General features: G+C 39.8%; 15 protein-coding genes. 6 read left to right on the top strand and 9 right to left on the bottom strand.

Annotated elements, in window-relative coordinates; translation table 11 throughout:
• Positions 1-22: 22 nt before the first annotated feature.
• Positions 23-3,190, bottom strand: coding sequence for a bifunctional cytochrome P450/NADPH--P450 reductase (locus tag SGRA_RS04385; protein ID WP_015691386.1), 3,168 nt, complete (start codon positions 3,188-3,190; stop codon positions 23-25).
• Positions 3,191-3,634: 444 nt separating this feature from the next.
• Between SGRA_RS04385 and SGRA_RS04380 the strand changes: the two genes are divergently transcribed.
• Positions 3,635-6,235 carry an OmpA family protein gene (locus SGRA_RS04380; protein ID WP_015691385.1) on the top strand — a complete coding sequence of 867 codons (2,601 nt, stop codon included), beginning with the start codon at positions 3,635-3,637 and terminating at the stop codon, positions 6,233-6,235.
• 159 nt (positions 6,236-6,394) lie between these two features.
• Here SGRA_RS04380 and SGRA_RS04375 read toward each other — a convergent pair whose 3' ends face one another.
• The 5 genes from SGRA_RS04375 to SGRA_RS04355 all read right to left on the bottom strand — a co-directional run bounded on the left by SGRA_RS04375 (position 6,395) and on the right by SGRA_RS04355 (position 13,056).
• Positions 6,395-7,264 (bottom strand): hypothetical protein, encoded by an 870-nt coding sequence (locus SGRA_RS04375; protein ID WP_015691384.1) that lies wholly within the window; start codon positions 7,262-7,264, stop codon positions 6,395-6,397.
• A 402-nt stretch (positions 7,265-7,666) separates the two neighbouring features.
• On the bottom strand, positions 7,667-9,064 hold the full coding sequence (locus tag SGRA_RS04370) for a type III PLP-dependent enzyme domain-containing protein (protein WP_015691383.1): 1,398 nt from the start codon (positions 9,062-9,064) through the stop codon (positions 7,667-7,669).
• A gap of 207 nt (positions 9,065-9,271) precedes the next feature.
• Complete coding sequence (locus tag SGRA_RS04365; RefSeq protein WP_015691381.1) at positions 9,272-10,327, bottom strand: hypothetical protein; 1,056 nt, start codon at positions 10,325-10,327, stop codon at positions 9,272-9,274.
• 10 nt (positions 10,328-10,337) lie between these two features.
• Entirely contained in the window at positions 10,338-11,912 is a 1,575-nt protein-coding gene (locus SGRA_RS04360; protein ID WP_015691380.1) for a hypothetical protein, read from the bottom strand.
• 247 nt (positions 11,913-12,159) lie between these two features.
• The gene (locus SGRA_RS04355; protein WP_015691379.1) at positions 12,160-13,056 is read right to left on the bottom strand and encodes a hypothetical protein; all 897 of its coding nucleotides are present in this window, start codon (positions 13,054-13,056) and stop codon (positions 12,160-12,162) included.
• A gap of 192 nt (positions 13,057-13,248) precedes the next feature.
• Between SGRA_RS04355 and SGRA_RS04350 the strand changes: the two genes are divergently transcribed.
• Positions 13,249-13,887 (top strand): alpha-ketoglutarate-dependent dioxygenase AlkB family protein, encoded by a 639-nt coding sequence (locus tag SGRA_RS04350; protein ID WP_015691378.1) that lies wholly within the window; start codon positions 13,249-13,251, stop codon positions 13,885-13,887.
• Positions 13,888-14,079: 192 nt separating this feature from the next.
• Here the strand turns inward: SGRA_RS04350 and SGRA_RS23760 are convergent, their stop codons facing one another.
• Positions 14,080-14,223: a hypothetical protein gene (locus tag SGRA_RS23760; protein WP_187288180.1), complete on the bottom strand. Its 144-nt coding sequence runs from the start codon at positions 14,221-14,223 to the stop codon at positions 14,080-14,082.
• A 309-nt stretch (positions 14,224-14,532) separates the two neighbouring features.
• On the opposite strand from SGRA_RS23760, the gene SGRA_RS04345 reads away from it, so the two are divergent.
• The 4 genes from SGRA_RS04345 to SGRA_RS19930 all read left to right on the top strand — a co-directional run bounded on the left by SGRA_RS04345 (position 14,533) and on the right by SGRA_RS19930 (position 24,489).
• Positions 14,533-23,325: a DEAD/DEAH box helicase gene (locus SGRA_RS04345; protein ID WP_015691376.1), complete on the top strand. Its 8,793-nt coding sequence runs from the start codon at positions 14,533-14,535 to the stop codon at positions 23,323-23,325.
• Positions 23,326-23,442: 117 nt separating this feature from the next.
• Positions 23,443-23,727 carry an IS66 family insertion sequence element accessory protein TnpA gene (gene tnpA, locus SGRA_RS04340; protein WP_015691375.1) on the top strand — a complete coding sequence of 95 codons (285 nt, stop codon included), beginning with the start codon at positions 23,443-23,445 and terminating at the stop codon, positions 23,725-23,727.
• Between the two features lie 53 nt (positions 23,728-23,780).
• Positions 23,781-24,068 (top strand): transposase, encoded by a 288-nt coding sequence (locus tag SGRA_RS04335; RefSeq protein WP_015691374.1) that lies wholly within the window; start codon positions 23,781-23,783, stop codon positions 24,066-24,068.
• 67 nt (positions 24,069-24,135) lie between these two features.
• Positions 24,136-24,489 (top strand): IS3 family transposase, encoded by a 354-nt coding sequence (locus SGRA_RS19930; protein WP_081477675.1) that lies wholly within the window; start codon positions 24,136-24,138, stop codon positions 24,487-24,489.
• Here SGRA_RS19930 and SGRA_RS04330 read toward each other — a convergent pair.
• Complete coding sequence (locus SGRA_RS04330) at positions 24,478-24,669, bottom strand: integrase core domain-containing protein (protein ID WP_015691372.1); 192 nt, start codon at positions 24,667-24,669, stop codon at positions 24,478-24,480. The two genes, SGRA_RS19930 and SGRA_RS04330, sit on opposite strands and share 12 nt — an antisense overlap.
• The gene (locus tag SGRA_RS04325; protein ID WP_245538678.1) at positions 24,662-25,462 is read right to left on the bottom strand and encodes an IS3 family transposase; all 801 of its coding nucleotides are present in this window, start codon (positions 25,460-25,462) and stop codon (positions 24,662-24,664) included. The genes SGRA_RS04330 and SGRA_RS04325 overlap by 8 nt, the downstream gene beginning before the upstream one ends.
• Position 25,463 lies beyond the last annotated feature (1 nt).

Raw genomic sequence — 25,463 nt, 5'->3', positions numbered from 1 at the left:
CATGGACCATAAGCGCCATTTTTTAGCTAAAAATATCGGTAAAATAGCGTTTGTCCTTACCGGCAATTTGCATCAACCAATCTAGGGCTTGGGCTTCTGTAGCTTGGGCCTTTTCTTGGTAAATATCCATCAGGCATTGGCGTACGGCTGGGGCCATGCCTTCGCCATCTCCACAGATATAGATTTTGGCTCCTGCTTCCCAAGCGGCCCAGAAGGCATCTCTATCGGCCCAAAGGCGGTGTTGTACATAAGTTTGGCCTTCTTTTTCGGGCGCTTTAGAGTAAACGGGACGTAAATCCAACCAACCTTCTTTTTCCCATTGCGCAAACTCTTCTGCATAAAGTTGATCCACTTCTTTGGCTCGGCAACCATAGAAAAATACTGCTTTTTCTGGCGTTTTCTCTAGGCTGCGTTCTTGCATAAAGGCTCTAAAGGGAGCAATCCCCGTACCTGCGGCAATAAGAATGAGTTTATCTTCGCTTTTGGGGGCGGGAAAGTTGGGTAAATTGGGGCTAAAGCGGAGCCAAAGGAGTTGGCCTTCTTCTAATTGGCTGAGATAGCCAGAGGCTAGTCCTTGATACTCTCCTTGTCCAGACCAGGCAGCTCCCTTAATGCAGGATACCACTAAGCTGGCCTTATCTGTAGACTGTTTAACCGAAGAAGAAATAGAGTAGGTTCTGGGGCGCATAGCGGGCAGCGCACTAATAAATTGGCCAAGGTCAATTTTTGCTCCAGGAAACTGCTCAATGATACTGAGCAAACTTCGATTTTTCTGCAGAACTTCGCTCTCATACTGCTCAATAAACTGTTGAAGGCCTTGGGCCGAAAAGGGACAGCGAGTTTGGGCCAAAACTTCTTCTAGCCATTTTTTGCCTGCGGGCCGTTGTAGTTCTACATAATACTTGAGCAAATCAGTCAGGCGAATATGTTGGTCCAAAGGCAACTTTAGGGCAACAGATTGCTCTTCTGACTCCAATTTGATATAGGGGTCATGTTGCATTTGAAAGTGGCGCAACACCCGCTGAATAGTTGCGGGGCTATTTTGGGGCAGAATATCAATGTAGCCGCCAGTTTGATAACTTTGGCCTTCGGGGACTTCAATTTGCAGCTCAATTTTGGAGCTAGCAAAGGGGCTCTCTTGTTGGACCAATTCTTTTTTGCTCAGCAGTTGAGCCCGAACAAAATCATTTTCGCCCAAAGTCTGTGCATGCCAATCGTGTAGCAATTGGACCTTATAGCTCTTTTTATTGATTGGACTAATGGCATCTTGTCCTAAGCTTTTGGCTAGGGCGGGCCAGAGTTCATCATGCCATTGGTTAAAAGAGGCAAAAAAGTTTTGCTTGGCATTGCCTTCTCCAGGGGCCAAAAATGGCTGAGCGCCTAAGCGTTTTAATTGGGCATCAATTTTCCGAGGAACGGCCTGATAGCTATGGATCCAATCCGAGTTGCCACAACCAAAGAGGCTATATTGAACTTGGTCTAGACTACCTTCAGGCTGTTCCACAATCCAATCGACAAATTCTTCGGCATCATGGGTGGGCTGTCCCTCATAGGAGGCGGTAATAATGACATAATGCCCTTTGTTTTGGGCCATTAATGCCTTGGTTTCATTGAGGCTATGCACGCTAGGCTGATAGCCCAATGCTTGGGCTGTTTCGGCTAGTTGTTGGATAAACTTTTTCGAGGAGCCCATATTAGAGCCATAGGCGAGGTAGAGTAGGGGCTTGTTTTGGACATAAATCTGTTTACCGCCCTTTAACTTTAGGCTTTGGCTGGCGGGTACTTTGGGGCCATTTTCTACTGGCTTAAAGCCTGGTCGTTTCTTGAATTTAAGGAAGTAGTTATCGGGCTTTATAGTCAGCGTTTCATCTAAAACTAGCTCATAGTTGGGGTCGGCCAAGCTAATATCAAAACGCTGCAAAATCATCGCAATGGCCAGTTTGGCTTCCTGAAAGGCAAAGGGGCGGCCAATACAAGAGCGGCGGCCATTACCAAAGGGAAGGTAAGCCGATGGGGGGATTTTAGCCTCATTTTCTGGCGAAAAGTTTTCGGGGTTAAATAGCTTGGGATCTTCTCCCCAAATGGGAGCGCGATGCAAAGAGGGCAAAAAGATGAAAATGGAGTCGGTCGGCTTAATCAGGTATTCGCCCACTTGTTCATCTTTAAAGGAACGAAGGTTAAAGCCCGATGCAATGGGCCAAAGGCGCAAACACTCCTTAAGAACCATATCCATATACTTTAGCTTGCTCAAATGATGAAACTGCAGCTTTTCCTGACCAAGCACCTCATCTACTTCAGCCTGAACACGGGCCAAAATATGCGGCTGCTTGAGCATTTCATAGAAGGTAAATGCCATCATGCTACTGGTCGTTTCATGTCCTGCAATCAGAAAAGTGACCATTTGGTAGATGATGTTTTGGTCGCTCAGCTTTTCGCCAGTATCGGGATCTACTCCCTCAAGCATACGGCCCAAAAGATCATCCACCTGCTCTGCTTTGTCTGCCTTTCTTCTTTGATCCAAAATTTTCTGCGCCACGGTATACATATATTGAATGTCCTTATTATAACGCTCCTTGGTTTTATACATCAGACGGTTCATGATCGGTAGGCGCCGCATATGCTGATTGGCCTCATGCAAAATAAACAACATGGCCTCTACAAAGGGGTGCATTTCGTTTTTGTAAAAGCTGTTAAAGCGGTAGTCAAAGGCACAAAGGGCAATGGTGTCTAGCGTCAAACGCGTCATATTTGCCGGAACATTAAAGGGCTCATCAGGCCCAAGCCGTTCCAGTTTAACACAAAGTTGTTCGGCCACATCATACATTTTATCAAACATATCTTGCATGGCATGTGGACCAAAAGCAGGGGTCAAAATGCGGTGCGCTTTCCCCCAGTTGGGCTCTTCGGTATGGGCCGTAAAAAGCCCATCTCCAGTAAGGTCACGCACTTTTTCTAGGGCCGAAAATACTTTTTTATCAAATCGGTCCTCATCGCAAAATTCTTGAACATACTCTAAACCACTCACAATAACTAGACTGTCGTTGGGCACTTCTAGGCGATAAATTCCACCGTATTTTTCCGCCAAAGCCATCATACTTTGCACGGGCCGCTTGATGTCTAGACTGAGTACACTTTTTACAATGGGGTAGATAGGAGGATGGGGAATGGGCTTAGAAACTGGGCTCTTCATAAGACTAAATAATTGATTAGTAGGTGAATGAAGCATTAAGTAGGTCGCTTTAAAATAAGCTGTCTTAATATAATCTATTTAACTACAAAGTTTAGGCTGTTTTTATATTTTATGCTGATCTTTTTACTTAAAATATTATTTCTCGAGCCAAAGTTTTTTGAAAATTAATGTTTTGTGACATTATTTGGGGCTGCCCCTCCCTGCGGTCGGGTCGGGCCATTGCGCAGCTCGCTGCTCGCTCGGCCCTGCGCGGGCTGCGCCCGCTAGGTCTGCCGCCTTTGGCGGCCCTGCTACAGCCCCTCAGCCGTTTCGGCCTGCGGCCGATTAAGGACCAAAAACACAAACTTAGCTTTCCCGCACAAGAACAGTTGTTTTTAAATGAGTTCCCTAAGAAAAACCTATCTTTGCAGCATTCATTTCAGAAATTGAACTCATCCGAGAACTATGCAGCGAATAGGAAAAAAGCTCTTGCTCAGTTTGGGCTTTGGGCTTTTGTTAGGAGGCACAAGCCTATCGGCCCAAAGTGTAGCTTTGAAAAAGGCCCAAGATTTTTATCAGAAAAAACTTTATAAAGAGGCGGTTCTGCATTTTGAAACCGCCCTAGAAGAAGGGGCCAAAGAAGAGGCTGATCTATTGGCCCAGTTGGCAGAGTCTTATGCGCTTTGCAATGAGTTGGATAAGGCCTTGGCCTATTATAAAAAACGAATCTTAATCGCAGAGGGTAAAGAGAATTACTATTTGCCCTATGCCCGCCTACTCAAGACCAAAAAGCAGTTGGATGCTGCTCGTAGTTACTTGCAAAGGGTGCCCGCTAAATGGGCCAAGGAAGTAAAACTCGAGTTGGCCGCTCTTGACTTTATTAAAAAAGAGAGCGGTAGCCAGCCCTATTTTTCAGTCTTTAGCTTAGAGGGAATCAATAGCAAGAGTGCTGATTTTGCGCCTTTGATGCATCATGGCTTATTGTTGTTCTCTTCCTCTAGATCGGTGGCCGTAAAAAAGGAGGGCGTAACTTCTTGGACCAATGACGCCTTTAATCAGTACTACTATTTGCCGCTAGATGAACAGGGGCAGCCAACAGGGCAGTTGCAGCCCTTGCATAAAATGCCTAGCAAGGACATTAATGATGCGCCCATGGCCTACAGCCCCAAAGAGGATTGGTTGGCCATTAGTTCTAATAACTATATGGATGGCCTGCGGCCCATTCCAGAATCTGGTCTGATGATGGACATCTATTTTTACCCAATGAAAAAATGGAATAGTTGGGACCATAGTCAGGAGCAGTTTTTTCAGCATAATTCTCCCTTAGATAATAAAACGCCTTATTCTACCGGCCAAGCTTGTTTTAATAAGGATGGTTCGGCCCTTTATTTTGCTTCTAACCGCCCAGGTGGCTATGGTGGCTTTGATCTCTATGTATCTTTTCGGACCAAAAACGGCTGGGGCCGCCCCCAAAACCTAGGGCCAGCCGTAAATACGGCAGGACATGAGTTGCATCCTTTTTTGGATAGCAAAGGCCGTTTGTTTTTTGCTTCGGATGGGCAGCCCGGCTATGGTGGTTTGGACCTTTTTACGGTAGAACGCTATGAAGATGGGGTGAAATGGGGAAATCTGACCAATTTGGGCCCCAATGTCAATACCGCCTATGATGAGTTATCTCTTTATTATGATGCAGAAAAAGAGTTTGGCTTTTTTAGCTCTAACCGCCCAGGTGGACAGGGGCATGAGGACCTTTACCGCTTAAAGTTAGAGCGGCCCTTGCCAGCCCGAGAGCCTCGTCGCTTTAAGCCTGGCGACAAACTCATTTTGGTCGATATTTATCAGCCTAAAGAGGTGCGTTTGGATAAGATCAAGAATGACACCTTGGACCAATTGGTGCAGGATCTTTTGCGGCAGAAAGAGGTGGTCATACAGATTTATGCGCATACTGATTCTAAGGGAAGCTATCGGGCCAATTTGCTTTTGGCAGAAAAGCGGGCCAAGGCAGCTTATGAGTACTTAGTAAGTCGGGGCGTAGATAAAAAACGTATTCGCTACCAAGGATTTGGAGAAAAGTACTTGGCCAATAATTGTAAGGATGGCGTGCGCTGTTCGGAAGATAAACATCGGGCCAATAGACGATTAGAATTTATTGTGATTGGCCGAATTTCGGATGCGGGGCAATACTTACAGGAGTATATGCCAGCTATTGCCGTAGCTGAAATGGATAACCCTCAAGATCGGCCCAGAATTACAGCCAGTACGAGCAATAACTCTTCTCGTTCTAGCGGTAGTGGTTCTTCTCGAAGAAAGCCAGAGCGCAAATCGCATTATGCGATTGGGGACTACATCAAGGTGGCCAATATTTACTATGAGCATGATAAAACGGCGGTAGACAAAAACTCTCCGGGTTTGAAAGAGTTGCTCAAAGTATTGCAGGACCATCCACATGTGAAATTAGAAATTGGTTCGCATACAGATGCCACGGGTTCTAAAAGCTACAATCAGCGATTATCGCAGCAGCGGGCTAATGCCGTGAAAAACTATTTGGTGGCCAAGGGGATTCCGGCCAATCGTTTAGTGGCGAAGGGCTATGGCGAATCTGAAATTTTGAATCATTGTAAGGATGGAGTACGTTGTAGCAAAGCGCAGCATGCGGTCAATCGCCGGACCGAATTTAAGGTGATTGGGCAGTCTGGCTTTAAATACGGCGATATTATCAAGGTAGATAATATTAACTACTCGACCAACAGTGCGGTATTGGACAAAAGGGATATGCGTGGACTCAATGAGATTGTGCGTATTCTCAAGGCCAATAAAATTTCGGTGGAGATACGCTCGCATACCGATTCTAGAGGGTCTGCCAAAAAGAACCTGGACCTTTCTGAGCGTCGGGCCAAGGCAGTTTATGACTACTTAATTGAGCAAGGCGTGAGCAAATTCCGCTTAAAATATAAGGGGTATGGAGAGACTTTACCGCTCAATAAATGTAAGGATGGGGTGCCATGTAGCTCAAAAGAGCATGCAGTTAACCGTCGGACCGACTTTAAGGTCATTGGTTTGAAATAGAGGAGTTTTGAGAAAAGAAAGAAGCGCTTAGCCTGTAGAGGCTAAGCGCTTCTTTTGTTGGCCAACAAATAGGCAGACGCTAAGCGGTCTGCCTGAGATGTTGACACTCACCTAAAAACACTATTAAAAATGGTAGTTCTATATACGCTATAGGCAGGGCTATGCACTTTTTGTTTTCAGTGGGGGGCGGCCATGCGCTTTGAGGGTCTCATTGACCTCTGCAATCATTTGATTGAGCTCTTGTTTTTGGGCCTTAATATGTTGTTGAAGGTCGGCTTTATGCTCTTGTACGCTTTTAATCAGTTCATGCAGGCGGAGCTTCAGCTGTTGAGTTTCTTTGATAGCGAGCTGTTGTTTTCCGAGTAGGTTTACCTCTTTTTGCAGGGGGCGAAGTTGGAAAAAGATATTGGCCCAGGCGTTGAGTTGTTCTTCTTTGGGCTTGTTTTTGGCGGCTTGGGCCTCTTTGCGCAATTGCTTGAGTGTGGCAACACATTTGCGGAAAATTTGGCTAAACTCAGCCTTGCTCAGGGGGGAACTGGTTTCTTCTTCAGTGGCATGAGGAGAGCTGGCGGTTTGGGGGCTAGGGGGGGCGCTTGCCTCTTCAGCTTCAGCTGCGGCAGCATCATCTTCTGTTTGCGGCTCATCGGCAAAGAGGAGTGGAAAAGCGGCTTTTTTGCTCATTTTTTTAGCGGCCTTTTGATACTTCGTTTGGGTCAGGCCGCCTTTTTCGGGCAGAAAGTAAAAGCTTTCTTTTTCTGCGGACCAATAGACCTTACCGATAGCCATCAATTTCTTTTGGCTTTTGAATTTATCCTTTAGCCATTTGCGCCAGTCTGTAGTAAAATGGCCAAGGAGGATAAGGGGCGCGGTTTCTTCGCCAAACTGATGGTCAATAATTAGGGCGAGGGGGACGGCTGTTTCGGGAGAAATGGCCTTTTTACGAGCTTTTTTGAGCTCATTTTTTAGCATAGGGCCAAACTTATTGATTGGCAGTTTTTCTAGCTCGGCTAGCTTTAATTTTAATTTCATGGGGTGCTATATTTATAAAGTAGGTAACCGTTGTTGAATACAATTATACATATAACTTTCCGTAAACACAAATAAAAGCTAACCTTTTTGTAAACTTTTTATTATTTGGTCCATTTTTGCGGTTTTGCAGGGCGCGGAGCGCCCGCAGGCCTAGCGATGTGCAGCAGTGGCCCGAAGGGCCAGACCCAGGCGGCGCAGCCGCCGCAGGGCCGAGCAGACCTGCGAGCTGCGAAACGTAGCGCCGACGACCGAAGGGAGGCGGAGGCCCCAAAAACAGCAGCGAGCTGCGCAACGACAACAAGAACTTTAGTTCGTCTTCGACGACCGAAGGGAGTAATGCCCCAAAAACAGTTAATTATGGGCATAAAAAAAGCCCACAGAGAGCTGCGGGCCTTAGTAATATTAGTAACCGAGAATTTTCATCACTTCTTCTGATCGTTGTTCGGGGGCGAAGAGGCGGTATTGGATATTTCCGTCTTCATCGACATCGACGAGCAGGTGTTTTGGGGAGGGGATCAGGCAGTGGTGCACGCCGCCATAGCCGCTGAGGGAATCTTGGTAGGCGCCGGTGTGGAAAAAGCCGACATAGAGGGGTTCGACATCATCGGGTTCTATGCTGGGGAGGAAGAGCTCTTCATCTTCGGAAATAATCTTATAATAATCGTCATTATCGCAGGTCAGGCCGCCGAGGATCACGCGATGGTACTCCACATTCCATTTATTGAGGGGGAGCATAATAAAGCGTTGTTTTTCGGCCCACATATCGGGCAGGGTAGAGATCAGGGAGTTATCGATAATGTACCAGATTTCTCGATCATTTTGGCGTTTGGTGCCTAAGACCTTAAAGATTGTGGCGCCGCTTTCGCCTACCGTAAAGCTACCAAACTCGGAGACTAGGGTAGGTTCTGGGACATTTTTCTCTTCGCAATAATTTTTGAGTTGGCCCACCAATTCGTCGATCATATATTGGTAATCGTACTCGAACTCCAGGGAATTTTGGATAGGGAGGCCACCGCCGATATTGAGCATTTCGAGGCCGGGGCAAAGCTGTTTCATTTGCACATAGAGCTTAATATACTTATGCAATTCGGACCAATAATAAGTGGTATCGCTAATGCCCGTATAGATAAAAAAGTGGAGCATTTTGAGCTTCACTTTGGGGTGTTTATGCAGGCGATAGCGGTAGAAATCGAGTAATTCGGTGCGGCGGATGCCGAAGCGGGAGGTATAGAGATCGAAAGAGGGTTCTTCTTCGGTGGCAATACGGAGGCCAATTTGGACCTCTTTGGCGTCGAAAGTTTCATAGACGCGGAGTTCGCTTTTGCAGTCGAGAATGGGGATGACATTTTTGAGGCCGGCATGGATCATCCGTTGGATACCGGCAAAATAATCGGGTGTTTTATAGCCATTGCAGAGGACATAAGTATCCTTATTGATTTTGCCTTGTTTGAGGAGGCGGAGGACGATTTCGGTATCAAAAGCGGAGGAGAGTTCGATATGAGCATCATGCTTCAGCGTTTCGTCGAGCACATGAGCAAAATGCGAGCTTTTGGTACAATAGGTATAGAGATAAGGTTGTTGATAATCATGTTTTTGCATGGCATTATGGAAATAGCTGCGGGCTCTTTCCACCTGTTCTCCGATGCGGGGGATATAGGTCAATTTTAGCGGGGTACCAAACTGCTGGGCCAATTCTTTGAGGGGGATATTATTGAACCAGAGGTGGCTATCTTCTACTTTGAAGCTTCCTTGGGGGAAGTCGTAGGTTTGCTGAATGAGGTCTATATATTTGTTATTCAATGCCTTAGTTGTTTTTTAAAAATAAATTGAATAAAAAACGGGCAGCTAGCTGCGGGCCAAAATTACTGTTTTTTTTTAGCATTGAGTTTTTGCGGGGGGGAGTTTTTGGCTTTGCTGTTGAAGGAGTTGTTTTGCAGACTGACCGTCTAAAAACAAAAAAGCAAGATGGCCATAGATAAAGGCGGTCTTGCTATTTTTTTAGTCCTTTTATAAGGCTTTAAAATGGGTCAATGCTAAAATCTGTTTTTTACATTCGGCGGCTTGTTCGTATTGTTGGAAAACAATTGGTGCTTTAATAATTTTGCCATCCATTGCAATAAACTCTAATTCAAATGAATTGCGTTCTTTTTGAACAATCTCTATTTGGCCGAGCTGCTCTATTGAAGAAGTGGCCAAGGGGAAAGGCCAATCTGGCCGCTTTAAGGCTAGTCGATGAGGAGAGATCACCATTTTTAAGTTGCTCATGTATCTATATTGCTCATAAATTAACCAAAGGATAAAAGGGCTGGCTATTCCTAGAACTAAATAGGGAAAAGCTTCAAATAAAATTTTTTTATTCTCCCAAAGGGCAGAGCAAAGCCCTGTGCCAAGGATGAAGGCCAAAAAAGCAATAACAGCTACAATTCTTCGACGGCTGATGGAGATATCAGGATCTTGCTGGGCCAATATGATTAACTCCTCTTCTTCTTGAATATAAATAGTAGCCGGTGCCGCTTGATCGACAAGGGCTAGCTCTGGACTTTCTTCCCGATTCAATAGGTTTAAAAAAACAGCTAGGTTCTCTTTACTTTGAAGGCAATAGGGAACAAGCCTTTGCTGACCGTCGGTCAGTTGAAGGACCAATTGATAAACTTCTTTCTTGAAGAGCGTTTTTTTGATGATACTAGCCGATTGAATACGCTGCATATCTTCTTTAAACAAAGAAAGTCCTAAGCCCCTAGAAAGAATTTTGAGCTGCTGATCTGAAATGCAAAATTTAGGATACCATATATAGTCCTCGTTTTTATAAGCTAAGAGAAGTCCTGCTAGAAAAAAAAGGGCAAAAGAGCCGAAAAAAATAGAACTGCATATATTTATAAGCAATTTTATTTCTAATTCGAACAGAGCAGCGAGGACCATTACGATTAGATTTAAAATAAATATAGTGAAAAACACGATTTGCAGCGGGACAAACCAATAAGGCGGAATAGGCTCAACAATATAGCTCCATGCAGCCTGTTCTTTGCGAAATAAACGGGCCTGCCAATGTTGGAATTGATTCATTGCTTAGCATTTAAAGGTCGTCCATTGTATCTATAGGATTCGTATCGTAGTTTTTTGGCTCAATTAAGTACTCTTTAGGGGTACTAAAGTATTTATATAATACGAATCCAACTTCTACAAGATCGACTATTGTACTGATGACATTTAGGCCAGGAATAAACTTTAGAATGACTTTGCCCGCCAAACGAGTCCCCAATTTCTTGAGAATATGCTTGCCCGCTCCATTGACTACATTATTGGCAATCTTTTTAGCCCCCTTAGACTTTAATTTTTGAGCAGACTTCTGCATTGTCTTGAGCTTCTCATGTATTTCCTTGCTTAATTTTGCATTATCCTTATCCAAGGCTTTCCGAGTACTATTCCTAGTGGTAATATCATTTTTAAGATCAATATTATCCGCAATTTCATCGACATTAGAGATTATTTTTTTAGAATCTTCCCCCATTTCCTTCAAAATCTTCTTCTCCTCTTTACTGATGTCGATTTTCCCTTTATCAGGATCAACCTTTGGGGTTTTAGTTTTTACTCTCTTCTGATTCAAACGCTCTAAAAATTCGGGAGTCCATTTCAAAGAGACCGAAATGTTGAAATCGAAATTCCCCATTTTTTTTATCGGAAATGCAGGATCACCAATTAAGGCTTTAAATGTTTTGGTACTATCAATAACCAATTTTGCCTGAACTTTTAATAAGGTCCCCCCAATAGCTATTTTTGGAACAACCAACTTATTACCTTCTCTAAATGGATTTCCCCCGGAAATTACACCTCCTTTAATGGCCCAGCTAAGCTTCACGCCAGGAAATTTCTCCCCAAAATAGCCATCTAGCATATCCGTGAAATCCCCCCAAGGAATCGGACCCGATGCATTAAAAATGGTTGTGGTAAATCTAGCCGCAAAATCTCGATTTACAAGGTCTTGCAGCTTCAAAGAAACACTGTTCTTGAACAAAGCTGCTGTAAAATCTGGCCAATTATCCCCCTTATCACTTTGGTATTGAACTACATCATTCTGATCCGCCAAAAATTCCATACTTAGGCTCGCATCAACATCCCAAGTTTTTCCACTGATAATCGGCCATTTTTTTATGTTCAAGGAATATTGCTGTGGACTTTCTTCTAAGGTCAATTTACTAGCCAGCAACTCCCGCAACCTCTTTTCAAAAGCAATATCTAAGTCCTGATAACTTATGTTGTTAAGGTGCATGGACGCAAGGTAATCCAAAATTGCCTGATGTTTCAATTTTATATTATAAGTGGCCAAACTTTCTTTGTTTAAGAACTGCTTGCTGCCATTCAAAATCGCATAAAGCTGAGCCTCCATAGCCTCCGAATGATCCACTTCATCAAAAAGCTTATACAAAGCATCTTTTATCTTTTGGGGAAGCGTCGAGGCATCAATGATTTTGCGCAATTCAGGCGCTGGATCAAAATCATTCGCTGCCCAAAAACTACTCAATATCATATTGAGGGCTTCCAATTCTGCCAATAAGTCTTCTGCCGCTTCTGCCGTATTTAACTCTTCTTTGATGGCCAACAATTCGGCCTGTATCGCTTCTAATTCCTGACGTTTCTGATCTTTATTCATCTTGCATTTAGTTTGAAAAAATGAGGATAGCTGTTATTTGGGGCCTCCGCAGCTCCGCTGCGGCGCTACGTTTCGGGGCTCGCAAGTCTGCTCGGCCCTTCGGCGGCTTTGCCGCCTCGGTCTGGCCTACGGCCACCCCTACACATCGCTAGGCCAAATGGGAGTTCTTCGCTTTGGGTGTTTTAGGCTAGTCAAGGCATTTTTCCCTGTACACTTCCCAAAAGCTATCTAAGGATAAAAAAAATGATTAGGCGCTAACTGCCTTTAAGCGCTCTTTTAAGGCCTCAAGTCGTCCTTTTATCTGCATACGACGCTCATCAGATAAAGGCCTTTTTGCGGTCTGCTCACTCATTTCTTCATGTAGCTCCTTAAAATTGCCCACCAAAGTGCTATTGGCCAACATTTTCTTCAGATTGGCCACAATTTTAATCACTTTAGGTTCTCTAGATTTAACCTCAGCAACCAGATCTACATATTTGGCTTGTTGTTTCTCCGAAATTTCTTCCTGTTTATCCTGTATAGATTTAGAGAGCCTCAGTAGCTTTAAAGCCAACTGATAATGCTGCTCTTCAACTCCCGCTTTTGCTTTTAGCAAGGGGACTACATCTGCCACAACCGAAGCAAACGCCTTTTTATAGGCCTTAATAATTAAGGCCATTTTCTGATCGTCATTCTCCTTATCTACTTCTGCCTCAATAGTATCCAACTCCTCTTGGGCCAAGGTTTCATTGGCCAAATTCATTTCCCCCTTAAAGATTTCTACAGCTAGGCCCAATTTCTTCAAAAGCTTTTTTCCATTTTTCTTGATTTTGGCCGGTTTACCCTTGCCATCATCCAAAGCGATCCGCATACTAGGCTGATTGCCATCAATATTTGAAAAGTAGCAAGTTCCCTTGGCAAAGTCTTTCTCTTTGCTTCGCTCCGTTTTCATCTGCCTATAAAACTTCATCAATGAGCCCGACATTTTACCCAAGAGCATGAGTGTACTCACCGCCCCACAAGCAAACTGATAATCAGAAAGGACCACAACTCCCGTTTCTCCAAATTTTGCCGCACGCTTCACTTCCTGCTGCGCCAATTTAATATAGTTCACCTCCGTCAAATCCTTGAGCTGATCAACCGTAATTTTCGACTTAAAAGCCATAGTTCAATTAAATTTTAATAATAATTCATGGGTAGTTACTGCATATAGGAATAGACCTTACAGTTAGGTCGCTACAGCACCACAATTCGTGCCGATCTTGTAAGAAGTGATTGGATAGAGACGCCCACAATGAATTATGTTATTTAGTCTTTTTAATGGCCTTGTTGCATAATACATTTTAAAAGATAAACTATGGACTTATTTTCTCAGCAAGAAGGCCCTATTCGGTCGGGGTTTCAGAAGCATATTTTAGCGGGAGGGGAGCTTTGGGTCATGCCTAATTTTTTGTCGGCAGAAAAAGCCGCTGCTTACTATCGGCAAATAAAAGAAACGATCAATTGGCGGCAAGAAAAAATTAAAATGTATGGAAAAACCCATCCTTTACCGAGATTAACGGCTTGGCATGCAGATGCGGGCTACCATTATAAATATGCGGGCATTTTGTGTCGGCCAGATCCATGGACCCCCGCGCTTTTAGAGATCAAGCAGCAAATCGAGCTGCTCCTGCCGAGGCAGAAATTCAACAGTGTATTATTGAACCTCTATCGAGATGGGCATGATAAAATGGGTTGGCATGCTGATGATGAGAAAGAGTTGGGGGTAAATCCAACGATTGCCTCTGTGAGTCTTGGGGCGATCAGGCGTTTTGATTTAAAACATAGAAAAAACAAGGCGCTAAAGCTGCAAATAGCCTTAAGTCCAGGCTCATTGCTACTCATGACAGGCGGCTTACAGCATCATTGGTTGCATCAGGTTCCGGCTCAAAAAAAGGTACGGGCGGCTAGAATCAACCTCACTTACCGAAAAATTATAGGGGGGAGTCAGCCTTAAGGGGCTATTTGGAGATTGCTGTTGGTCGTTTTTTTTTGGGGCCTCCCGCCGAAGGCGGGCGGGCCCTTTCAGGGCTCGCAGGTCTGCTCGGCCCTGCGGGCTTCGCCCTGGGTCTGCCGCTGCGCGGCCCCCTTTCAGGCCCCTAGGCCTGCGGCCCTTCGGGCCTGTAGGGCTGTATTTTTTTTGGGTGGCTTAAAGAGAATTAGATACATCAGATTGTTCTGCATCAGCAGAACATTCTAGCAACTTGTTAATACTCTCGACTATAGCTTTTAGGAAACTGCCATCCTGAATAGCTAAGAAGGTTTGCTCGTCCCAATTGGTATATTTGGGCATGCTAATATAAGAGGGCCACAAGGCAGAGCTTTGATGTTTTCCAAAGGTTGAGATGAATTCTTCTTGGAGTTTTTTGATATATTGCTTGTTGGGGGGGGGAACCTACGATTCAGGTATACGGAATAAACTGATCTCTCTGAGGACTTTTCTTTCCTAAGCATTTAAAATGCATGAATAAGAAGTGCTAGGGTGTATTCAAATTTTAAATGAGTTTAATGCTGCAGGTTTATAGATCTTTGGCAGTCAATTTTTTATAAGTTGGGTGGGAGGTCTACTTAGAGCACGAAAAACTAATAATCGCACATAGATATGAAGGCATTGATAAAACTATTCAATCAATATAATATTGATTATAAGGCATTGATAAATAATTTAGAATCTATAGGTGAAAAACTAGAAAATTTTATAGGGATAGATTGGTTGGTCTCTGCTGAAGTTTTAAGTCTTTTTTCTGAATTAGAAAAAGGTCACTCTATTGATGAAGCTGCACTTTGGCGACTTAGGCTAAAAAAGTATAAAGTTGAGTCGGAAACTATTTTAACACAATTAGAAGGACGGAGCTTTGCTGATGAACTAGGCAAAGTAGAAAGAATACTTTCTAGAGAAGAAACTAGAAGTAAAAACATTGGAGATTCGAATAGCTTATTAACACAGCTGGAAAATATAACAAAATTAGAACATCAGATTTTAGGAAAAAAATTAAAGTTAGGTGTTGTCAACTTTATAGCGGAAGATAAGTCTCATGGTTATGTTCTACTATTTAAAAATTTTAATGAGCTCAAAGAACGTAAGTTCATGAAGAATAAAAGAGGGCCTTACTTAAGAGAATGTTCGAACTTAAAAAGAACAGAAATTATTGAATTTGAGCACCAAAATAATGATGTAATACGTCCTCAATCTAAATTAAATGCATTTGTTTTTTTTCGAAAAGGTATTGGGTATGCACATATTTTACATCAGGATTATTACCAACAAGGTATAGAGTTTCCTGCCCCAGTTCGATTTAAATTTAAGGCAGATTTATATCGTGTAAAATTAAGCTTCAAGTATAAAGGAGGTGTCAAAGTTGATCTTGTTGAAGAGTTGAACAATATAGCTCACGAAAGTTTCCTGCTAGAAAAACTAGATTTTTTTATTAGTAAGTTAGATGTAGTTTCTGTGCTATATGCATATAGAGGGGGCGTAGATGAAGGAAAGTTGAAAAAGCTTATAAAATCAACTATACAAATAGTTGATTCTACTGATGACCAGGAAGTAGAATCCTATATTAGGCTATTAGATGAGTTTGATTTATCCCTTAATGATATTTCAGTAGTTTTAAATTCGTTTTCTAGGTTGTATTTGAAGTTACTATCAAAAGGATATAAATTTGGAATAAGCACACTAGATTTGATACAAAAAGACTTAATGAGTTTTGAAAAATACTGTGCAGAATCAACTCCAAAGGATCTAGCAATTCTTGGTGTTGAGCTAAAGAGTGAGGGATTATCGAATGAGATCCAGCAAATCTTATTTGAAGGTATTTTAAAACCAAAGCTATTAGTAGATGATGAATTACAAAATATATTAACATCTTTTGCAAGAGAGTACCCTCATTTTAAAATTGATTTACAGCAACTGCATAATGGAACATCTTTAAATGTTAAGTTCTCTCTTTTTTGTAATGGGGTTTTAAATAATATTGAAGATAGTGATTTAGAAGAAATCCTAAGAAAAGGATATAACTTTGAAGAGGTATTAAATTCCTTTTATATATTAGAGCAATCTCAAGTAGAAAAGCTACTGAGAAAGGTGCTAGAACATCAAATAGATTTCTTTTTTCATGGCATTGATGTGAATAATAAAGACTTGGCAAATAGATTCAAGGTAATACTTGATAAGTACCCTAGTATAGTTGTATCAACTAAGCATTTTAAAGTAAAGAGTTTTAGATTCTACATAGATCTGTATGAAAAGGGGATTCTTAAAGAGCTGTTAGAGGAGGATATTAAAGACTATATTGAAAATGAAGATGATTTATCTAGGTTATTTGAAAATATTAACAACAGAGTAAAACTAGGGCCACGGATTTTAGAAGCTTTACTGATAGCAAAGCTAAGAGTTAAGAACACTAAAGATGTTACTATACTTTTTAATGAGTTGCCTAGCCTACGTAAGAAGTTTTTAAATATTGATTTTCAAAAAGTACAGTTTAATGTAGATGATAAATCATTACTTATAGATCTCTATGAAGCCAATGTTGTACGAAATATTAGTACAAAAATAATCCAAGAAGTAGTAAAAGAGCAACGATTAGAGGAAGATGGGGTTTATGACTATGTGAATAGCCTGTCAATAAGTGCTAAGCAAAAGCTTTCTGTTTTTGGTCAGTTTAGAAAATTGAAAAAGCGCTTAATCAGTGAAATTAAAAATGCTATTGAGATAGAGTTTAAGAAGCTAAACTTTCTAAGCTTAGACATAGAAAGTAATGGCGAAGAGATTTATGAGTTGTCTTTTATTGACGTATTAGGTGTACACACTTTTAAAGGAGGTAAAGTAAAAGAAGGGATAATTGAGTTGAAGGAAAGGCTGTTAAAAGCAGAAATTATTATAGGGCATAATATTAAACAATTCGATCTGCCTATTTTAAAAAAACATGGTATTGAGCTCGCTAATCAATGGATCTGGGATACTTTGGAATCTGAGTTTGTCATAAATCCTCTTCGACCAAGTTTTGCACTAAAGACTAGTCATCAAGCTGAAGATGATGCAAAATTATGTTTAGAGCTATTTAAAAGCCAATATGCCCGATCAATACTCTCTAAGGATAAAGGATTGAAAGATCTGCTATTTCCACTAGGCAAAAAGCCATTAGAATTAGTGGATATTGATGTTGTTGACTGGGAAGAAAATGCTAATGTTTGCTTTAGGTCTTGTAGTCGTATTGCTTTTTTTGAAAATTATGATTTAGAGAATTTTCTTATACCGGGTGAGAGGAATTTTGTTTTTTGCCCACCAATACTTTATGATGAGCTAGCTAGCTTTTGTCAAGTTTACTTTTTAGATAGTAGGTATTCTTATATATTAAATGAGAACAAGCTCAGCAAACTTGAAAACTCACTAGATGTAGCTATTTTAAAAAGGTTCATTGAAAAGAGGTTGGCAGAAGGTCGTTTGGCATATTGGGAAACTATTCCTCTTGCAATTCGAATTCGAATAGGTAATGAAAAAAAAGCTATTTTATGTGATTTAGTAAACTATCAATTTTTATCTAGCCTAGAGGACAAAAATATAAATGTTGTAGCTAACAATATTGACTCTAGGTTAAGAGATATTCTAATAGAAGAAAAGGTTAGAGTTGTAAAAGTTGGATATAAAATAAGTTTGCTTACTAATAGGCACTCTACAAATTATGAATACGAAATCACAGATCTATATGAAAGACTTAAAGGGGACAAGCTACTGCTCAAAATGACTGGGGGAAGAAATTTTATAGCTATTGATAGTACTATAACTCCTAAATTAGGAATTGCTAATCCTGAAACAGTAAAAACTATTTGGCTAGAAAATGATGCAAAAGGAGTGTATAAAGTATTCTACAGCATAGATTACGAAAAGGTGTTTTTAGAGATTGGTAAAACCAATGAAATAATTGAGTTAGAAGCTAACTTCTCTAGTAAAGTAGATCGCAAGGTTTGTATCTTAAGGGCAGATATAGAAAAGTCAAACTATACTGCAGAACAGTATAGGGTAAATCCAGAGTCTTTACAACGTGCACTATATTGGACGTATCAATTTAAGCTAATAAGTGGAGTTTCTTCAAATCGTTTAAAAGTCTTGTTAATCAATGATGTTTCGGAACAGGCAAGGATTGAGGGGCTAGCTCAAAGTTATGGCTACTATGTTCCTAATGAGAACCTTGCCTTAGGCCGTAAGTTAGAATTATTGTCTTCGGCTAATAATGGATTATTGGTTTGCCCTATAGGTAGAATTGAAGAAGTACTCTCTTTTATAGAGGTAGCAGTTGATTTTTACTGGGATAGTTTTCTTCTAAAAGAAAAGGAAGTTGTTATAGGAGAACAATTAAGTTTGCTATCCTCAGACCTAAAGGGACAAAATGAGGAAAAAATTAACCCTATTAGCGATAATATCCAAAAGAAGGGTGTTGCTACTCAACAGGGGGATATTTTTGCATTATTAAAAGTGCATAAGTTTTTAGTAGACTACTACTATCATCTAATTTACAAACATAATCCAGAGTCAAGTCTTCATCTAGCTGATGTAAGGTTAATGGATTATTTTAATATAGAGACTGTATTTCTTGCGAAAAAGAAGGAGGTTGTGTTGTGGAATAATGAAGCTTCTTATAAACAAAGTTTAGCTCTGGCTCAACAATATTTTAAGCAAAGAAAAAAAGTAGAATTAAGGCGAGATTTCAGTGGTGTAAAAAAGATGCTTAGTGATGTCTTTTTAGGTGAAGGCTGTGACTGGTATGAGTATCAACATCAATATCTAGATGCCATTTTACCAGCTGAGGAGGACCTCATAGTATCATTACCAACAGGGGCTGGTAAGTCTCTATTATTCCAAGCTCCGGCACTTTATAGGTCATCAATTTCCCATAACTTAAGTATTGTTATAACTCCTTTGAAGGCATTGATGAAAGATCAAGTTGAAGGACTGTGGGAAAGGGGCTTTATTAGTAATGTAGACTTTATTAGTGGTGATAAGAGCTTTGAAGAAACAAAAAATTTATATCGAAGAATCGCTGGAGGAGAAGTAACTATGGTTTTTGTTACACCAGAGAGATTTCGCTCTAAATCCTTTGAAAAAGTAATGCTACTAAGAATCCAAAATGATGAGGGGTTGGAGTATGTTGTTTTTGATGAGGCTCATTGTATTTCTCAGTGGGGACAAGAGTTTAGACCAGATTATTTTTATGCTAGTTCTCAAATAGCAAGTTGGTTTGATCATAAAAATCAACGTTTTTCAGCATCTAAGCTACTTTTTTCAGCTACAATATCTCAACAAGTTTTGAGTGAAATAAAAGGTGTTTTGCCAACATTAAAAGTAGTTCCTAATACAAATATAGTCTACAACCCTATTCAGGACCATATTTCATTAGGATTCAAAACTTCATTTAAAAATGAAAATCGTCTTGAAGAAATCGCCTACTATTTAAAAAATAATCAGTTTAACCACCGTAAAAGTAAGGGGTTGGTTTTTGTGAATTCAAGAGCTCAAGCAGAGGAAGCATCTGCAGATATGCCCTCTATACTACAGAGAATATATACTCAATGTGAGTTTGCAGAGAATGTAGCTTATTATCATGCGGGTATGGATACAGAAGAGAGAAATTCTGTCTATGAAAAATATAAGTCTAATGAAATAAATCTATTATTTGCAACAAAGGCCTTTGGAATGGGTATGGATATTTCAGATATTCATTTTATTGCACACCTGTCGCCTCCAAGTGCATTTGAGGATTATTTACAAGAAGTAGGTCGTGCTGGTCGAAATAAGTCAAAAAGAATTGCAGCAGGATTCATAGCAGACAACCCTATTCAATCACTTTGTTTAGCATCTGATGAAGACTTTAGAAAAATTGCTGACAGGCTACATAAGAGTGCTCTTTCTTGGGCATTTGTTAAAGAAGTAAAAAAAGAAGTTGAGCAATATACTGCTAAGTTTCTTAAGGTCAATCCACCTATGGAGACTCCAGTAGTTATCCCTTTTAACTTGTTAACTAGAGGGCTCAACAGTATCAATGATGAAAATGAAACTAATACAAAGTTTAGACTGTCCCTACATTGGTTAGAAAAGTTAGGCAGAATAAAACTAGGTTATTTTGCAATAGCACAATTAGAGTTTGAGAAAAAGTCTTTGGAGCATCTTGGACGAGAGATGCCAGGTTGTAGTGATCCTGAGATTAAACCAGCTTTAAATGCATTATGGGAAGTGTTTTCTTCACTTGACAAAAACAGATTAGATGAAAAGGTAAGCGTTCCCATTTCAATGCTTAGATCAAAGTCTGGAATGGCACTTAGTAAACTGTTCCGTTCCTTAATTAAAGGGGAGCGGATAGGGCTTATAAAAATGACACAAACTATATCCCTAAAGCATACTAAGCAGAGGACAGAAGAAGTCAAGTATCTAGTAAATGAAAAAAATGCTACACCATGGGCTCTTAAACTTATTTTTAATCTCGTGGAGAGTGTTTTAGAAGAAGTGGGTCCAAAAACATCTAGGGTATTTGATAATGAATATTTAGATATAGTTTTTAAGAAAATAGACTCTATCCATAATAGTAAATTTAACTTTTTTATAAACTCAAGTAACGAGAGCAAAATTGAGAAATCCAGAGAGAACTATTTAAGCGATTTTCAGAAGAAAAGGATTAAACATGTTTTCAGGATTATTAGGTTGTTCCGGAAGATTAAGCACGAGTCAATTTTTAACCAAAGCGATTTTAGTAAAAACCATGAAGTCAATCAAAGTATTTTTAATGGTTGTTCAAGAAATAGCGAATGGCGAGATTATTTTCGTAAATTGGAAAGAGATTGTATTGGGATTCTAAAATATATAGGTGAAGAGAATATCAAGTTTAATAACAGGGAGTTTCGCTGGCAAGTTTTATTAGAAAAAACGTCTAACCCTACAAATTTTCAAGGGTTATCGGATGCGATTTTTATTTTAACATTGATGGGATATGTTCGGTCTAGTGGTTTAATGCCTCATGGTATAGAAGTCTATCTGAAATCAATAGACGCTATAGATGAAACTATATCAAATTCAGGAGATGAAGCAATAAAAAAAGAATTTGATGAGGTGCAACAAATTAGAACTCTAAAACAGATTGCCTTAAAAGCTATATCTGATACTGACTCCTCAAAACATGATGAATTTATAAAGGGCTACTTCAGTTGTAAGTCAATAGCAGATTTTATAAACCACCTTCAGCAATACATTCCTTCTACAGATCCAATCTTTCAAGCTTTTAGAGGCGATGCCATAAAAGAACAAGAAGATAGACTAAATCCTGAGCAGAAACTTGTTTATAATTCACCTATTACTAAAAATATAAATGTAGCAGCAGGGCCAGGGTCAGGGAAAACCCATACCTTATCATTAAGGGTTGCTAGGTTAGTGCACCATGAAAGAATATCACCAGAAAATATACTAGTACTTGCCTATAATCGGGCTGTAGTCTCTGAGCTAAAACATCGCCTAAAAACTTTGTTCCAAAAGCTAGGCTACGCCTTTTTATCTAAACGGATTAAGATTAGAACCTTTCATGAATTGGCATTAGTGACCTGTTCCGAAAAAATAAAAAATAATGGAGATGTTTTAAAGTTTGAAAAATGGGAAGAAGTACTACACAATGAGCTAAAAAATAACCCAGGTTTAATAATGAATAGCCTTGGAGGGGTGAAACACATATTGATAGACGAGTTTCAAGATATAAATGATATTCGTATTGAGATCTTAGACTTAATAATACAACAACTCCCCAATGTAAAGCTGTTTGTAATAGGTGATCCTAATCAAAGTATATACGGATATGACCGCTCTGTAATGGATCCATATCATTATTATGATGTTTTTAATGAACAGTTTAGCCCATTAAAGTTCAGTCTGATGAAAAACTATAGGTCCTATTCTGGTATTTTACTTGAAGCAAGTAAATTACTTGTTAATGACAAAGCATATCAAAAGCTTCAGCAAGCTAATTTTAGTCAAGAAAGTTCTTTAAGAATGTTATTGACAGAACCTATACAAAAGCAAGCGGAGATTCCTCCAGCCTTAAATGATTTGTTAGAGCAACATAGTGATTCTGAGGCAATGGAGGAATTTTTAGAAAATGCTGACTATAAACTATATTCTGAAGCACAGAATACAGTGCCTGAGAGTTTTATGGATAACTATGTGGAAGTTCATAAAGCTACCATAAATAATTCTTGGGAGGATAAACTTCTTCAGCTGTTAAAAGAGCAAAAAGTAGTAGTGGATGAGGATGGAAAGGTTTCTAAAAAACCTTATCAGCAGATTGCAATTATGTTTAGGACAAATAATGAACTATATCGAGGATTTCAGAAAATTCAGCAACAGAATATTTCTAATGTTAGAGTCCGTATTCAAGGAAGCTCCTCGGGGGAATTTCTTAAAATAAGAGAATGTTTTCATTACTTAGAGGACTTACTAAAGAAGGATAAGAATTCACAGCAAACTTTAATTCAAACTAAAGTAGATCTAGAACAATATATAAGCAAAGGCATTCCCCAAGCTCTATCAAATGAGAAAAATTGGGATAGTTTTTATTTAGGGTTATTTTATGCTTTGTTACAAGATTATCTAGATAATCTTGAAGGTAAGTTTTCAGTTGATAAACTCATCACACATATTCAAGAAATGACAAGACGTGATGATGGTCAATTATACCAGATATTTGAGAAATATAATGCCTCTTCAAAAACTCAAACAGAAATTGTATTAACTACTATGCATAAGGTAAAGGGACTAGAATATGATGCTGTCATTGTTACACCTTCCTTTTCGGACCTCCCACTGAACTCTAATTCTCCAATACCGTTAAGAGATCAAATAGAGGAAGAACGTAGGTTATTGTATGTAGCATATACACGTGCAAAATATCGATTAGCAGTTTTTCAGCATCAACGGGAAACGGCAATCATAAACTACAGAGAACTCAATTGGCCCTCTCTTACTTCACTTGGAGTACCTGTCAAACCAGATCTTGATAAAATACAATTATCATGGCCAGCAAATAGCTATAATTTTTCAAAGGGAGTAAATGACTACATCAAAAAATATATTAAAGTAGGAGATCAAGTTTCAATACATTTCAGACAGCATGGGAATTATCTTTTTCGAGAGTTGATACATAATGACACAGCTGTAGCTGCTTTATCAAAAAATGCTATCAGAACAACTAACAATAATACACTCCTAGGTTATATTGTTAGTGAAGTAATAGTATACACTTTAGAGGATTCAAAAGTATATGATGCTAAAAACGGAACAAATTACACTCAAAAATGGTGTCCTGCAGCAATAAAACAGGGCTACATATACTTAGTCAATTTCGCAGGTTATGGTCAGTAGGCTAGATCTATAAAATGGATAATTAAGGAGGAAGGGTATTAACTATAATGTAGCCTGCCCAAAAAAGCAACCATTAGTTATAGAAAATAATTATCTTAAAGAACAAAAACTAAAAGGATGCGAAAAAGTAAATTCACGGAAAAGCAGAAGTTATCAATTTTAGCTGAGCACGACAGCGGCCTTAGCGTGGCAGATTTGTGTAGAAAGCACCAAATAAGCCCAGCCACTTTCTATAAATGGAAAAGATCCAAAGAGCAAGAAGTTGACGATAAAGAGCGTTTAATCAAGGAATTAGAGGCCCAAAATGCTCGTTTAAAAAAGATGTATGCAGACTTAAGCATGAATTATGAAATTTTAGAAGAGGGCTATGCCCTTACCCCCAAAATTAGGACAGTAGTTTAAGGTGGAAAACGAAAGAAAAAAGTCGTATAATGAAGCACTAAATTACAAAAGAGATGAGAAAGAAGCGCCGTAATTTCAGTTCTAAATTTAAGGCAAAAGTAGCCTTAGAAGCGCTAAAAGAACAATTGACCTTGGCAGAATTAGCGACAAAATATGAGCTACATGCGAATCAAATATCGGCCTGGAAGAAAGAGCTTTTGGCCAATAGTTTTTTGCTTTATGAAAAAAAGCGAGGGCCCAAAGTGGATGTTGATGAAGAAAAAGAAGCCCGTTTATATGAGCAAATAGGCAAGTTGCAGTTTGAGCTGGACTGGCTTAAAAAAAAATATAGAGGAATGTGATGAAGCTTTAAGGCTGAGCCAAATAGCAGTATTAGAAGGACTTAGTATAGCTCGGCAATGTGAGTTAATGTCTGTTTCCCGATCAAAATACTACTATCAGGCAGTGGGCGAAAGTTCAGAAAACTTAAAGCTGATGCGTAAAATTGACGAGTTTCATCTGTCACATCCAGAATGGGGCTACCCTAGAATGACTGAATATTTAAGGGCCTCTGGCTTGACTTGTAACAAAAAACGAGTTGCTCGCTTGATGAAAAAGATGAATATTCGATCTGTTTTACCTAAGCCAAACACCTCATTATCAGCTAAAAGCCATAAGAAATACCCTTATCTGCTTCGAGGCCTAAAAGTGAGCCGTTCAAATGAAGTTTGGGCAACTTGTAGCCTACCCGTAAGGTGCAACCAAAAAATACTATACATCTAACATCGTCCTTTCAAAGTCATATGGGCTAATATTTCCCAGACTTTGGTGGGGACGATTAAAATTGTAGTGCTGAAACCAATTTTGAATTTCCTCATTTAGTTCTTCTAAAGAGTGGAACCAAGATAAGTTTAAACACTCTTGTAGCCTACCCGTAAGGTGCAACCAAAAAATACTATACATCTAACATCGTCCTTTCAAAGTCATATGGGCTAATATTTCCCAGACTTTGGTGGGGACGATTAAAATTGTAGTGCTGAAACCAATTTTGAATTTCCTCATTTAGTTCTTCTAAAGAGTGGAACCAAGATAAGTTTAAACACTCTGTTCTCAAAGTTTTATTTAATCGCTCAATAAATGCATTTTGGGTAGGTTTTCCTGGCTGGATGAACTTTAATTCAATATCATGTTTTTGGGCCCAAGCAGCTAACTTTTTAGAGATGAATTCTGGCCCATTATCGCAACGAATATAGTCAGGTTTACCTCTGTAATCCAGTACTTTATCAAGTACATCAGTAAGCTTTTTTGCAGAGATACTTTGATGGGCTTCTGTCCACAAAGCTCGCCTTGAGGTCTCATCCATAATGTTGATAATTCGGACCGATTTCTTATCTGAGCTCATGACCCAATCGCTTAAAAAATCCATAGACCAACCCTTATTTACCTCCTTGGGCAAAGAGATAGGTTCAAATTTTCGGCGAATACGCTGACGCTTTGGGCGCTGTCTTAAGTTTAATTTTTCTCTCTTCCAGATTCTATACACCTTCTTATGATTGAAGATAACACCTTGATTTCTAATGTAATGAAAAACCTTCCAAAAGCCCCAAGCTAAATATTCTTTCGTGACTTCATGCAGTAATTTAGCGATTTGATCATCGACTACTTCTGGCCGATGACCTGACTTTCGTTTATAGTATGTTTGACGACGAAACCCCAAAACGACACAGATTCGACGCACACTGTACTTCTTGGACAGC

Source organism: Saprospira grandis str. Lewin (assembly GCF_000250635.1).
Taxonomy (GTDB): domain Bacteria; phylum Bacteroidota; class Bacteroidia; order Chitinophagales; family Saprospiraceae; genus Saprospira; species Saprospira grandis.
The sequence above is the reverse complement of the archived record's forward strand: the minus strand, read 5'-3'. Positions and strand labels throughout refer to the sequence as shown.

What these genes read in the sequence shown, in the direction of transcription:
- SGRA_RS04375 (WP_015691384.1), bottom strand. Translation starts at nt 7,264, where the DNA reads ATGAAATTAAAATTAAAGCTAGCCGAGCTAGAAAAACTGCCAATCAAT.
- SGRA_RS04355 (WP_015691379.1), bottom strand. Translation starts at nt 13,056, where the DNA reads ATGGCTTTTAAGTCGAAAATTACGGTTGATCAGCTCAAGGATTTGACG.
- SGRA_RS04350 (WP_015691378.1), top strand. Translation starts at nt 13,249, where the DNA reads ATGGACTTATTTTCTCAGCAAGAAGGCCCTATTCGGTCGGGGTTTCAG.
- SGRA_RS04380 (WP_015691385.1), top strand. Translation starts at nt 3,635, where the DNA reads ATGCAGCGAATAGGAAAAAAGCTCTTGCTCAGTTTGGGCTTTGGGCTT.
- SGRA_RS04385 (WP_015691386.1), bottom strand. Translation starts at nt 3,190, where the DNA reads ATGAAGAGCCCAGTTTCTAAGCCCATTCCCCATCCTCCTATCTACCCC.
- SGRA_RS04335 (WP_015691374.1), top strand. Translation starts at nt 23,781, where the DNA reads ATGAGAAAGAAGCGCCGTAATTTCAGTTCTAAATTTAAGGCAAAAGTA.
- SGRA_RS04365 (WP_015691381.1), bottom strand. Translation starts at nt 10,327, where the DNA reads ATGAATCAATTCCAACATTGGCAGGCCCGTTTATTTCGCAAAGAACAG.
- SGRA_RS23760 (WP_187288180.1), bottom strand. Translation starts at nt 14,223, where the DNA reads ATGCCCAAATATACCAATTGGGACGAGCAAACCTTCTTAGCTATTCAG.
- SGRA_RS04345 (WP_015691376.1), top strand. Translation starts at nt 14,533, where the DNA reads ATGAAGGCATTGATAAAACTATTCAATCAATATAATATTGATTATAAG.
- SGRA_RS19930 (WP_081477675.1), top strand. Translation starts at nt 24,136, where the DNA reads ATGTCTGTTTCCCGATCAAAATACTACTATCAGGCAGTGGGCGAAAGT.
- SGRA_RS04330 (WP_015691372.1), bottom strand. Translation starts at nt 24,669, where the DNA reads ATGTATAGTATTTTTTGGTTGCACCTTACGGGTAGGCTACAAGAGTGT.
- SGRA_RS04360 (WP_015691380.1), bottom strand. Translation starts at nt 11,912, where the DNA reads ATGAATAAAGATCAGAAACGTCAGGAATTAGAAGCGATACAGGCCGAA.
- tnpA (WP_015691375.1), top strand. Translation starts at nt 23,443, where the DNA reads ATGCGAAAAAGTAAATTCACGGAAAAGCAGAAGTTATCAATTTTAGCT.